The organism is Spirosoma sp. KUDC1026 (genome assembly GCF_013375035.1).
Lineage (GTDB): Bacteria > Bacteroidota > Bacteroidia > Cytophagales > Spirosomataceae > Spirosoma.
In genome coordinates this window covers 4,724,798-4,737,323 of record NZ_CP056032.1, presented here as the reverse complement: position 1 = coordinate 4,737,323, position 12,526 = coordinate 4,724,798, and the positions used below count along the sequence as shown (strand labels likewise).

At 53.8% G+C, this 12,526-nt stretch carries 8 protein-coding genes and 1 riboswitch; of the genes, 3 read left to right on the top strand and 5 right to left on the bottom strand.

The genetic code is table 11. The features are described 5' to 3' along the window. Positions 1–140: 140 nt before the first annotated feature. Positions 141–232: riboswitch (TPP riboswitch) on the bottom strand. A gap of 408 nt (positions 233–640) precedes the next feature. Beyond that, complete coding sequence (locus HU175_RS19805) at positions 641–1,342, bottom strand: GDSL-type esterase/lipase family protein (protein WP_176568222.1); 702 nt, start codon at positions 1,340–1,342, stop codon at positions 641–643. Between the two features lie 199 nt (positions 1,343–1,541). Here HU175_RS19805 and HU175_RS19800 point away from each other — a divergent pair, with 199 nt between their 5' ends. Then, positions 1,542–2,675, top strand: coding sequence for a galactokinase family protein (locus tag HU175_RS19800; protein WP_176568221.1), 1,134 nt, complete (start codon positions 1,542–1,544; stop codon positions 2,673–2,675). Between the two features lie 90 nt (positions 2,676–2,765). On the opposite strand, the gene HU175_RS19795 is transcribed toward HU175_RS19800, so the two are convergent. The 4 genes from HU175_RS19795 to HU175_RS19780 all read right to left on the bottom strand — a co-directional run bounded on the left by HU175_RS19795 (position 2,766) and on the right by HU175_RS19780 (position 7,130). Next, complete coding sequence (locus HU175_RS19795) at positions 2,766–3,629, bottom strand: DUF3592 domain-containing protein (protein WP_176568220.1); 864 nt, start codon at positions 3,627–3,629, stop codon at positions 2,766–2,768. Between the two features lie 22 nt (positions 3,630–3,651). Next, positions 3,652–4,377, bottom strand: a complete 726-nt coding sequence (locus HU175_RS19790; protein ID WP_176568219.1) for a hypothetical protein — start codon at positions 4,375–4,377, stop codon at positions 3,652–3,654. Between the two features lie 21 nt (positions 4,378–4,398). Beyond that, on the bottom strand, positions 4,399–5,031 hold the full coding sequence (locus HU175_RS19785) for a response regulator transcription factor (RefSeq protein WP_176568218.1): 633 nt from the start codon (positions 5,029–5,031) through the stop codon (positions 4,399–4,401). 173 nt (positions 5,032–5,204) lie between these two features. Then, positions 5,205–7,130 carry a tetratricopeptide repeat protein gene (locus HU175_RS19780; protein WP_176568217.1) on the bottom strand — a complete coding sequence of 642 codons (1,926 nt, stop codon included), beginning with the start codon at positions 7,128–7,130 and terminating at the stop codon, positions 5,205–5,207. Positions 7,131–7,588: 458 nt separating this feature from the next. Between HU175_RS19780 and HU175_RS19775 the strand changes: the two genes are divergently transcribed. Together HU175_RS19775 and HU175_RS19770 are read left to right on the top strand one after the other, a co-directional pair. Continuing rightward, positions 7,589–11,725: an ATP-binding protein gene (locus HU175_RS19775; protein ID WP_176568216.1), complete on the top strand. Its 4,137-nt coding sequence runs from the start codon at positions 7,589–7,591 to the stop codon at positions 11,723–11,725. Positions 11,726–11,895: 170 nt separating this feature from the next. Further along, positions 11,896–12,444: an RNA polymerase sigma factor gene (locus tag HU175_RS19770; RefSeq protein ID WP_176568215.1), complete on the top strand. Its 549-nt coding sequence runs from the start codon at positions 11,896–11,898 to the stop codon at positions 12,442–12,444. Positions 12,445–12,526 lie beyond the last annotated feature (82 nt).

Sequence of the window (12,526 nt, the reverse complement as noted above, 5' to 3'; positions counted from 1 at the left end):
GACAACGGGAGAAACGAGCAGAAAAAGGGCCGAATGGGTATCGGTATGTCAAACCCGGATTAGATTTAATCCTGAGGAATCGAGTGTATAAACAACACAATTCCAGCTAATTGACGTACGGATAACTTAATTAATATACGACCTGTGTTCTTGCTTTTCCCTCCGCAGGTATTATCCTGTTCAGGTTCAAAGGGTGATATCTCAGCCCGTTCGGGCACCCCTAAAGCTTCGCTGTTTAGCAACACAAAGGTAGAAAACTTTTTAATACGAGCGGTTCCCAACTAACAAGACTCCCGCTAGAAACGGTATTATCGACATCGATAGTGCTTTTTTTCTGTCATCCCGACATCAGGAGGGATCTTTGGGAATGAAAGAAACGGACTCCCGCTTAGTGTCCGGCTCGAGGCTGTATTTCTGCTTAAACAGATCTTCTGCCTGCTGCCGGGTTTGATTGACAAAAACGGCAAAATAATGATATGGCTCTTTCTGATAAGTAATCAGGACAACGGGGCTGAGGTTGGTAGATAGGCCGCAGTTTGGTTTTGTATAGTGGCAGTTGGTGAACGTTCGTCCGTGTAAAATCGGCCAGTCAGTCCCTTTTGTTGAGCAGGACAGTGGAAGAGCGCCAAGTGCACGTGTCCTATTTCATGTGTCCCAGCTCACGTAGTGCCTTAACCCACTGGATGTACCCCGCGCCAACGAGATGTAGGCCGTCGTTGGTGTATCGAGCGTCGAGTTTACCGGCGCTGTCGGCGAGGTAAGCATGCAGATCGACGTAGGGCTGACCGTTTTCGGCGGCTAGCTGCCGGAGCGCATCGTTGAGTGCCTTGATGTGGGCGTCTTTGCCCTGATGGCGTTTGAACTGCGGGAATGTATCGTTGGTAGGGAAAACGCTTTGCAGATAAATGCGGGTACGGGGCGATTCCCGTCGGATCTGCTGAACGATTAACCGGTAATTCCGAATAATCCGCTCGTCGGGGATCTCACGGGCTAGGTCATTGATGCCGATCAGCAGAAAAATTTTGGCCGGTTTCGACGCGGTCACTTCGCCCAGTCGGGCCAGTACGCCAAACGAAAGATCGCCCGAGATGCCCCGGTTTTTGACGTGGGGATCATCGAAGAGTTCAGCCCACTCGCCAAAGTCACTGATGCTGTTGCCCAGGAAAATGATTTCCTTTTTGGTGTTGGGCAGGCTTTCGAACAGGGTTCGTTTCTGTTCGTAGAACGTGCTTCGGAACGTCGTGTCGGGTGTGGCGGTCTGTGCGAACGCGAAAGTGGCTGCCAGTAAGAACAGAAAGGTAGCAAGGCTGCGGGTAAGCCAAGCGTATAGGGATAGGTTCATGGGATCGGGGAGAAAGCTGCAAAATAAGGCAGATGGCCTATACAGGAAAAGACTTTTTTCGGCAGCTATCGGTACGCTGACCAGAGACGGCCAGTATATTTACGGAAACGAATACCAGCTGGTCGGCCCGTTGACGAATGCAGCCCGGGAAGCCCGGTGTAAACGTGGCCCGGCATGGGCATAATTTCCAACGTCTCGTATGTCTTACCAACCGATAACGGTTTCTACGCCAGGGCGCATCTGCCTCTTCGGCGAACATCAGGATTACCTGGGCCTGCCCGTCATTGCTGCCGCCATTTCCTGCCGTATTCAACTAACCGCCGAACGGACAAGTTTGCCGGACGTGGTGCTGCAGTTGCCTGATATTGGTAAGGAAGAGCGCTTTGGCCTGACTACGCTGCCGCTAACGTACCAGAACGATCGCGATTACTTTCGTTCGGCTGTTAACGTACTGCTCCGGGCGGGATTCACGTTTTCGGGCGGGATCGCGGGTGAGGTGCGAGGCGAAATTCCCATCAACGCTGGTACGTCGAGTTCGTCGGCGCTGCTGATTAGCTGGCTGAACGTACTATCCCGACTGGCGGATGAGCCGCGAATTCTACCCGCTACCGAACTGGCCGAACTGGCTTATGTGGCTGAGGTGCTGGAGTTTGGCGAACCAGGGGGCATGATGGATCACTACTCGACGGCAGTTGGGGGCGTTATCTACCTGGAGTCGCAGCCCAACATTCGCCTGGAAGCGTTTGCGCCCACTTCACCCGCGGCTCAACTGGGTACGTTCGTACTGGGTAACTCGCAGGACCCGAAAGACACCATCGGCATACTGGGCCGGGTGAAGTTCGGGATGCTCCGTATCGCCGATCAGCTAAGAGCGATGAACCCGGCATTTTCCCTGCATACGACCGCCATTACGGAGCTGCCCGAGTATAAAGACGTGCTGACCAAGGATGAATACATTCTGCTGAAAGGCAACATTGAAAACCGGGACATCCTGCGCGAAGCCCTGGATACGCTGCAAACGCCCCACGAACTGAGCGGTGGTCTGGATCACGAGAAGTTTGGTCAACTGCTGACCGATCATCACACCAACCTCCGCGACGCCCAGCAGATCTCGACGCCTAAAATCGATCGTATGATTGAGGCTGCGCTGAACGCCGGAGCGCTGGGTGGCAAAATCAACGGATCGGGTGGGGGAGGCTGCATGTTTGCCTACGCCCCCGAAAACCCCGAAGCCGTTGCCGAAGCCATCGAACGCGAAGGGGGCCGCGCTTACATTGTTAGTATCGCTGCCGGAACCACGTGTCTGCAGGATTTGACGTTGTCGGGAGAGTAGTCGGTAGAACGTGGGTGACCAGATAGTCAAAGTAAGGAACCTGCCCGGTTGCGGATCAGGTTGCAAGCTTTCCTACGATTCCCTAGGCGACTAACGACCGAATGACCTGGGGCGACGCCACAGAAAAAATAGAAAAACGCTGGCCAGGCTGATGGCTACCAAAGGACCGGCCCACTGATCGGAAAAGGACTGAATGGCAGCTTCGGCTGGTGATGCCGGATTATACAGCACGGTCACCCGGTCGCCGATGGCGTACGCGGCTGGACTTGAATACGTACCGCCGGTCAGTTCATGGTACTGCCCATCGACCGAATAGCGAACAACGGGGACCGTTGCGGTATGCTTCCGATTACTGATCATCTGGATGATCTGTCCTTCCGTCCGTTTTCCCGATGTCAGCAACCGGTAAGCGGTCTGGGCCTGGCGCAGACTGAAGTAAACGACGACCAGCATGAAAAGGGTAATGAATAGCCGCGTAGCTACCGACGTTGATGGTCGGGCGGGTGGTGCTTCCAGAAGAAACAGCTGACTCATGGCTTCGTCGACCGTCAGCGTACGGGCGGCTACCTGGTGCAGTCTACCTTTTATCGTATCTATTGACGGAAGATCTGAGCGGCTGAGGCTGCGGACCAAGGCAAGCAGCCCGGCAACGCTCACCAACCCGAGCAGGCTGCCGAAGCCGCCGAAAAGCAGCAGCGGTGACCAACGTTGAACGGTATTAGCTGCGTTCAATATCGTCGAATCCCGCTGCTGGGCGATGGACACCCGGTAGCCGTGCTGGATGATATACAACCCAACGGCCAGAAAAAGGAGCAGGACCAGACCTGTCAGACTGCGTTTGACCCATTGGGCTGTGGGCGAGTGGTGTAAATCCAGGTACCGTTCCGCGTCGGGGAGCGAGAGCGTTTGCTGCGCAACCTGACTGAAGAGCGAGCGAAATTCCTGGCCGGTCATAGGGAAGGTGAGTGGTGGTGAACTACTTCGACTGACCGAGTGAAACGTGCATCGCCTGGACTTCCGGATTGAGACGTTTCATGGGGGCAAACGACGACAGAAACTCACTGTCGCCCATTACCTGACCATATGCCTTTTCCTGCGCTGTCGTAAGCGTAGCGGGAGGGCCCAGCGTGAGCGCCAGCAGCGATTCGCCCGCGGGTAAGCTCATTTTGCCGCCCTGCCAGTCGGAAATGTTGCCGCCATAGTCCCAGCCAAAGCCCCAGAGCTTGAATGGTTTTCCGTTGCGCTTTTCCAGTTCACTTAATTGGGTGCCGATTCGCAGACCATCGGCTGTCTGCCAGCGCGTTGGAGCCAGGTTAGGAAGGGGGTTGCCTTCGTCGTCGGTTGTGGTGGGTCGGATCAGTATAAGCTCGGGATGCAGGCGTCCGGACGAGTCCTGATAAAGAATCTGCACCTCGTCGACGGTGCCTTTGTAAAGGGTAGTTCCCACAAATTCCTCTCCTTCGGCCCCGTAAATTGTGTCGCCGGCTGTAACGACAGAGGGCCCAAACCGACGTAGCAAATCGGCTTCCGACGTTGTAAACTGGATCGGTCCAACCCGTTCGCCGGGAATAATCTGGAAATCGATAGCCTTGCTCTCCGTCAGCGAATCCGCCGATTTCGTGTCTGCGGTATGAGACTCTTTCGGTTTGCAGGCAAAGGCGAGTAGGCAAAGGAACAGCAGAACGGGCAGCGTATGCGTCATGGTGAGAAAATGGGGGAGGGGCTAACTGAACAAACCTGTTTTCAAGGCTTTGGCCACAGCCTCGGACTTGGAGTTGACGTGAAGCTTTTCGTAAATATTTACGATATGCGTCCGCACGGTACCCATGCTGATCTGGCAGTGATACGCAATGAGTTTGTAGCTGTCGCCCTCCACCAGTCGATGTAATACGTCGCGTTCCTTTTCAGTCAGCGCATACGGGTTGGACTGGGTCGTTGGGGAGCGGAAAGCGTCCAGAACTTTCAGAGCGATGGAAGGGGTCATGGCAGCCCCGCCGGACATCACCTCGCGGATTGATTCGATGATCTTATCGGCGGGCGTCTTCTTCAAAAGGTAACCAACCGCGCCGGCTGAGATGGCCGAAAAAATGCGTTCGACGTCCTCGAAAACGGTCAGCATCAGGATTTTAGGGGCGGTGGTCTGCTTCCGGATAAGCTGTACCGCTTCGATACCGGTGCGGCCCGGCATGTCGATGTCCATCAGAATCACGTCGGGCTGCTCGCGTTGCACGCAGGCCACCGCGTCGAGGGCGTCGGGGTGGGTGCCGGTTACGATCAAATCATCGGTTGCGTCGAAAACGAGCGAGAGCGTTTCGCGAAGAGAATCGTTATCGTCGAAGATGGTGACGCGAATCATAGTGGGTGTCAGTTAAGCCGAAAAGCTACTTTTAGTACGATAGTTCAGTAAAAGTAACCGTTCGAATACTAGCTGTAAATCGGATAAGTGTACGATGGTTATTTGACAGGATTAAAAGGATTGGTTTTTTTGAATTCTCTTAAATCCCTGTAATCCTGTCAAAAAACTGCCTGCTAAATCGCTGCGGAGGTAAGTTCGAGGGTGGTACCCTGGCCGGGAACGGACCGTACCGTCAGTTTGCCACCCATGGCCAGGGCGCGCTGCTGCATACTCTGCTGCCCCGTGCGGCTGCTGAGCTGATCGGCGTCGAAACCCCGGCCATTATCCTCGATAACAACCTTGAACTGACTGTTCTGCCGCTCGAAACGTAACGTAGCCCGCGTAGCTTCCGAGTATTTGATCAGGTTATTGATGGCTTCCTTACCAATTAAATATAGATTTCGGCGCACTTCCATCGATACGGGCAACTGATCGAGTGCTGAGTCGACGTAGAAGTTGAACGCGATCTGTTTTGATTCCATCAGAGGCTGCGCATACTCCTGCAGACGTAACACAATCCGCTGGAGCGAGTCATTGCCAGGGTTGATCGTCCAGATGATCTCGTCGATGGATTCCAGAATCTGGCGCGCGTCGATGTAAATCTTCTGTACCATCTTCTGCGCCGTTTCGGGCCGGTTTTCGCTGAGCAGCTTGTCGGTATGACCGCTCAGGAGCGAAATACTGCTGAGCGTGCTGCCTACTTCGTCGTGGAGATCATGGGCAATCTGCTGACGTAGCTGAATGGCTTCCTGCAGCCGCTGAACCCGGGCGCGGTTTAGCAGCCAGGCACCAATGGTCATGCCCAGCAGGATCATGAGAATGGCCCCCATTAATAAGGCGTTACGCTGCCAGCGGGCCTGATTGGTTTCTTCCTGATCCAGCTGTTTTTCTTTCTGCAACAGCCGGATGTGGGCTTCTTTCTTTTCCGTTTCGTACTGAATCAGCAACCGTTCGATTTCGGCGTTCGTGCGTACAAGCGTAGCCGAATCGGTCAGGTTATTTTTGCGAAGCTGAAAAGCGTAGGCCTGCTGGTACTTATTCTGCTGCCCCAGCAGATTGGCCAGGTGCTGGCTACTCTTCCTGAGTTCGTCCCTGAAATTGTAGTTGTCGGCCACGTCAATGGCTTTTCGCAGGTACGTTTCGGCCTGCGAAAAATCCTGCTTGGTCTGGTAGAGGGCCCCGATCGTGTTATAGGCCGTGGTAATGCCGAGCTGATTCTGTTGCCTGACGGCAATAGCCAACGCCTGCCGGGCGTAGGCCAGCCCCTCGTCGGGCCGGTTGAGCGTATTCATGACCTGTGCCATCCCGTCCAGTGCATCCGCCCGCAACAGCTCAAAGTTCAGTTGACGACTCATGGCGAGCGACTTCCGGAAATGGGGCAGGGCTGCTGTAGGCTGCCCCAGGTCCATGTAGAAATCACCCAGCTGATTCTCGAAAATCGCAATGCCGCGCGGGTCCCCCATCTCCCGGAAAATTACGCCCGCTTCCTGGTAGTAAGGAATGGCCTGCTGTTTCTTGCCCATCTTGACCAGCGTTCCCCCGATCAGCCGGTGCGGTACTGGCATGCGCGGTTTGATGTGGTACTTTTCCTGAATGGCGATGGCCCGCAGTGCCATCTGTAATACCTGCTCGTCGTGTCCCAGTTTTTCGTGCCCCGATGCCAGATTACCGAGGGCTTTGTACAGCATGACTGGTGGCAGGTTGTGCTGCTCGACGGCATCAACCGTTTTCTGAAAATAGACCAATGCCTGCTCGTAATTAGCAGCCATGTAGTTAGTCGACGCCCGGTTGCGGTATCCTGCGACCAGCCCCGACCAGTAGCTGAGTCGGGTTGCTACGTCGACCATCTGTCGGCTTAGTGAATCGGCGCGGGGGTAATCGGCTTTTTTATAGATCAGGGTAAAGACGGCCTGGTCCATCGCCCGGATGTAGGTTGTATCCGTAGGCGCGTGTGTTTTCAGGTACGTAACGAGCGAATCGGGGGCCTGCGCCTGCACAAACGATCCGGCAAAAAAGAAAAGAATACCCCAGAGGCTGACCGCCCATCGACCCGTTTTCATGACGCATGGTGTTTCCCGCTAATTACTAACTTTCGGTAAATCAGTCAGTAAACGGTTTACTGTACGGTTATCCGGCCATCAGATCTTTGGTAGTAAGCTCCGAACACGCGATTATTTCGGTTTTTTTTCGACTGATACCGTAGTTTCTGGCTGACCGTATCAATCGATGGTTTGGCGGGCCCTCAGAAACTACGGGGGCGAAAAGCTGGTCCTGTGAATACAGTTAGTGACAAAAGAAGTTTTTTGTCACCGGTATATAGGATCATAGTTGCAAAGTTTATTGAAAATTAGTTAGTTGAGGAATTTCCCTGGGTGTGCCGTCTCTAACTCTGGACAATGATCTTGGTCTTTCCAAAGTTATTACTTGGGCGCTAGGCTACTAGGCAAGTATTTGTCGATATGGCTACATTTTTGAGGGGAAAGTAACTTTGTCACATAGCTGGCCTTAATCCTGAACAATGCGTCCATTTTTATATACTTTTTTGTTGGTGTTATGGGGAGCTACAGCTCTCTTGGCGCAGCAGAACAATAAAGGCTGGCAGGAGCTAACCATATCCGATGGTTTGTCGCAGGGAATGATATTTGACCTGCTGCAGGACGAGAAAGGGTTTATCTGGGTAGCTACCAAAGACGGGCTTAACCGGTACGACGGCCATAACTTCACGGTTTTTACCCATGATCCCTACAACGAGTACAGCCTTTCCGACAACAATTGCTCGGCTCTGCTGCTCGATAGCAGAGGCTGGCTCTGGGTTGGAACGCTCAACACGGGTCTCAATCTTTTTGATCGAAAAACGCAGCGTTTTTACCACATCGACATCCATGATAAAACAGCCGCTAATGCTGGTAATTACGGCATCAACAAAATCTATGAGGATCCCAGGGGAAACATCTGGGTTGTTGCGAACGAAAACAAACTGATCAAGATCAGCCTTCCCGACTCGCTCAAGGTTCCCTTTCCCGTTCGGGCTAACGGTACGAAGGAGATACAGATCTTTCAGTTACCCACGGCCTTCCGAGTGGGCGATCCAATCAAACACCTCAGCTTTCGGGCGGATGGACAGGCGGTTGCCGTCTGCAAATCAGGTGCGTATGCATTCAACTGGCAGTATCCGCAAAAACCAGGTCGGTTCAGCTCCTACTCAGACAATGAAGTGGGGCTGTACAGTAATCTGGCGCAGCAAATTTCTATCGCCCTGCGGGGCGAAAGGCTCGTATGTCAGTTTCATCACCAACAGAAAACGATTCACCTGGTCGGTGCAGCCAGTAACCCCGAGTTTATACCGGTAATTACCGCGTTTGATCCAAAAACGCTGGCCATCGCCACGGATAAATACCTCTGGCTAATGTCGCCCGACGAATTAGTTCGGCAGGACAGTCTGACGGCTGACAATGCTTTCGTGGCCCTGCCGCCCGATATCTACGCCGTGACTACAATCCTGCGTGATCAGACCGGTAATGTCTGGCTGGGAACAAGCGGGTACGGACTCCGTATATTCAATCCCAGAGTCAAACAGTTCCACACGTATTTGCCGAACACGACCCTATCGCACGTGTATACCGATCGACAGGGGCGGACCTACGTCCGTTATGAATTTGCGTACAAACAGCTTGACCGGGACAAGAACCGGATGAAACCGTTTCTGGATGACAAACTCACGCCTGCCCAAAAACGGGCACGTTATCTGATGCAGGACCGGCAGGGCACCTTCTGGGTGTCGAACACGAATTTTGAGACGCAGGAAATGAGTCTGCTGAAATTCTCGTCCGACTGGAAGCTCCTCAAGAAGTATGCGCTGCCCCCCAATACGTCGTTTAACTTCTATATAAACCAGACGGTTGAAGATGCATCGGGGCGTCTCTGGATTGGTGTTCTGAACGGGAAGCTGCTCCGGTTCGACCCGGAAACAGAAACATTCCAGGTCTTCACGTATCAGGCGTTGCTGCCCCAGAAAGGAGCCGACATCGAAACCAACGTGCTTTTTTTTGATCGGAACGGTACGCTCTGGATCGGAACCAGCAAAGGGCTTGTGCGGGCCGATCACCCGTACACAACACCCTCGTTTTCGCTGTACAAAAACGACACGCGGGAGAGAACGAGTCTGAGTGATGATCTGGTCTCCAGCCTACTCGACGACCCTAACCAGCCCACTCGTTACCTGTGGGTAGGCACAAAGGGGGGTGGGCTGAACCGACTTGATAAACAAACCGGCCGGTTCGGGCATATCACCGAAGCACAGGGGCTCCCCAATAAAGTTGTTTATGGCATTTTGTCGGATGAATTCCGGAACCTCTGGCTCAGTACGAACCGGGGTCTGGCGCGGTTTAACCCCCGAACGCAGACCTTTCTTAACTTCACGAAAGCCGACGGGCTGCAGGATGATGAGTTCAACTCGGGGTCGTTTTTCAAGGCGCCATCGGGCGAACTGCTGTTCGGGGGTGTACGCGGGCTGACGATTTTTCGGGCTTCCAATATCGCTCAATCGGTAAGTAAGGTTCCGCAGGTGCAGCTCATCGATCTGAAAATTAATAACGAACGGGTTCGGGTAGGGGGGGCATCCGGTATACTGACCGAAGGCGTTGAGTACACCCGGCATATTGATCTGACGCATACGCAGAACCTGATCACACTCGAGTTCGGCGTAATGGACTTTGCCAACTCCGCCAAAAATAGGTACCGCTACCGCTTGTCGGGTATCGACGACGACTGGGTAGACGCCGGTACCAATCGATTTGCCAATTACGCTCAGCTGCCGCCGGGTAAGTACACGTTCCAGGTAATGGGTTCCGTCGATGGCCAGAGCTGGAGCCAACCGGTTACGTTAGCGATGCAGGTACATCCACCGTTCTACCAGACCTGGTGGGCCTATCTGCTCTATGCTGTCATTCTGGTGATTATTGGCTGGCAACTGTACAAATTTCAGACGCAGCGGCTGCTGCTGGAGCAGCGTGTGGCGTTCGAGCAGAAAGAAGCCAGCCGACTGGCCGAACTGGACGGGTTGAAAACTCAGTTCTTTACAAACATTTCCCACGAGTTCCGGACGCCCCTGACGCTGATTCTGGGCCCCCTGGCCGACCTGAAACAGCGGTTCCCGGCAGAGACCATCCTGACGGTGATGGAGCGTAACGGAAATCGTCTGTTGAGCCTGATCAACCAGCTGCTGGACCTCAGCAAGCTGGAAGCGGGTCAGCTGAAAGCTGAACTGGTAACGGATGAGTTGACGGCGCTCTTCCATACGCTGAGTAGTTCGTTCACTTCGCTGGCCGAAAGCCGGCAGATTTCGTTTGTTTTTGAGCAGTCCGAAACCCGTATCTGGGCCATGTTTGATCGCGACAAGCTGGAAAAAATTGTTGTTAACCTGCTCTCGAACGCGTTCAAGTTCACCCCGAAAGGGAACGAGGTGCGGATGAGCGTACACTATTCAATCACCGGCGAATCAGGAATGCTGACCTTGACTGTGCAGGATACCGGCATCGGTATTGCACCGGAACACCTGGCGCGTATTTTCGAGCGGTTCTATCAGGTTAACGGGCAGACAACCCGTTCTCACGAAGGTACCGGTATTGGGCTGGCATTGGTCAACGAGCTGGTGAAAGTACTGAAGGGAACAATCGACGTAGTGAGCGCTCAGGGAGCGGGCACTACGTTTACCGTTACGCTACCGTTCGTGCCGGCAGTGGCGCCTGAGGAGCGGGCAGTCGATGCAGGCACGACGAGCGTAGCGGCTTACCTGGCCGACAGACCGGAGCCAGTGCCGCTGCCCTCCGCCGGGCGCGTTTCGGAGGAAGAAAGAATACTCCTGATTGTCGATGATAACGCAGACATTCGGGCCTACGTACGACGCATTTTTGACGGTGAATACCGGGTTATGGAAGCCACCGACGGGCGGGAGGGGCTGGAACTGGCCACCTCGGTGCTGCCTGATATTGTGATCTGTGACCTGATGATGCCCCGGCTCGATGGCTTCGGATTTTGCCGGGCGTTGAAAAGTCAGGAAGCTACCAGTCATATTCCGGTCATCATGCTGACCGCCAAAGCGACCGTCGACGACCGTATTGACGGTTTCGACCGGGGGGGCGACGATTACCTGACCAAACCTTTCAACCAGATGGAACTGGAAGCCCGGGTACGTAATCTGATCCGGCAACGGGAGCGTCTGTTCCAGGCGTTTGCCAGACAGAACAGGAACAGGCCCCCAACGGAAGTTGCCCCAACGGATGTTGCCCCAACGGAAGTTGCTGTGCCTGCCCTGCCAACGGCCGAACAGCTGTTTCTGGATCGCTTGTCGACGGTTGTCGATCAACACCTCGATGATGCTTCATTCACCGTCGAAGACCTGGCCGAAGCTGTCCATTTAAGCCGGGTACAACTGCACCGCAAACTGAAAGCAGTGGCCAGCACAACCGCGACTCAGTTTATCCGGGACATCCGCCTGGCCCGGGCCGCCCAGCTACTGACCGAAAATCGACAGAGCGTAACCCAGATCGCCTATGCCGTTGGGTTTGACAACCTCTCGTACTTTTCGAAAGTCTTTCAGGAACGTTATGGCGTTTCACCTTCCCAGTACACTAAGTCGCAGCCGTCAGTTTTTTAACTTTTCCCCTGTTTTATGGCGTTAAAGCCCGCGAAAGCGGGCTTTTTTTTGGGTTGTGTAACATAGTTGTTAATAAATGTAACGAGGCTGTTAGCCTGTTTTTTGGCATCGGGCGTACTTGCGGAGGCTAAGTCATGTACAGTACATGATTTACTACCCTGCCTACTGTCATGCGAAAAGCCATAGCCAATGTACCCCACTCAGTTGAATACACGGAGGGAGTGGCCAGTTTCGAACATCTCTACCAGCAATATGTCGACAAGGTGTACCAAACCTGCCTGTCTTTTACCAAGGACCAGGCGTCGGCCCAGGACTACACCCAGGACATCTTTCTGAAGGTGTTCGAAAAGCTCCCCTCGTTTCAGCAGCGCTCCCTGTTTTCAACCTGGCTATTCGCCGTTTCCCGCAACCATTGCCTGAGTCGGTTGAGAGTAACCAGTCGACTGAAAACCGAATCCCTGTCCGACCAATCGTTGCTTCATCCGGTAATTGATAACGAATCGATGGCAGAAACCGAGAGCCAGTATCAGTATCAGCTGCTGGCTTTACAGCGGCTGCCCGACAAAGAGCTTAACTTGCTTCGGCTCAAGTATGAGCAGGGGTTGTCCATTCAGCAGATTGGTCAGCGTTATCACCTGTCGGAAAGCGCCGTCAAGATGCGGTTGAAACGCAGCCGGGAGCGGCTACAGACCTACTATCAGGAGCTGATCAGCCAGTAACACATAGCTCAAGTACTGGACGAGATCTTTCTTCCTGCTCCTGCCTACGCTGGTCCATTTGGTGGTCGCCATTCCCGGCTAA

Excerpts from the sequence above, each read along its gene's own strand:
- HU175_RS19800 (WP_176568221.1), top strand. The coding sequence starts at position 1,542 with ATGTCTTACCAACCGATAACGGTTTCTACGCCAGGGCGCATCTGCCTC.
- HU175_RS19795 (WP_176568220.1), bottom strand. The coding sequence starts at position 3,629 with ATGACCGGCCAGGAATTTCGCTCGCTCTTCAGTCAGGTTGCGCAGCAA.
- HU175_RS19775 (WP_176568216.1), top strand. The coding sequence starts at position 7,589 with ATGCGTCCATTTTTATATACTTTTTTGTTGGTGTTATGGGGAGCTACA.
- HU175_RS19770 (WP_176568215.1), top strand. The coding sequence starts at position 11,896 with ATGCGAAAAGCCATAGCCAATGTACCCCACTCAGTTGAATACACGGAG.
- HU175_RS19780 (WP_176568217.1), bottom strand. The coding sequence starts at position 7,130 with ATGAAAACGGGTCGATGGGCGGTCAGCCTCTGGGGTATTCTTTTCTTT.
- HU175_RS19785 (WP_176568218.1), bottom strand. The coding sequence starts at position 5,031 with ATGATTCGCGTCACCATCTTCGACGATAACGATTCTCTTCGCGAAACG.
- HU175_RS19805 (WP_176568222.1), bottom strand. The coding sequence starts at position 1,342 with ATGAACCTATCCCTATACGCTTGGCTTACCCGCAGCCTTGCTACCTTT.
- HU175_RS19790 (WP_176568219.1), bottom strand. The coding sequence starts at position 4,377 with ATGACGCATACGCTGCCCGTTCTGCTGTTCCTTTGCCTACTCGCCTTT.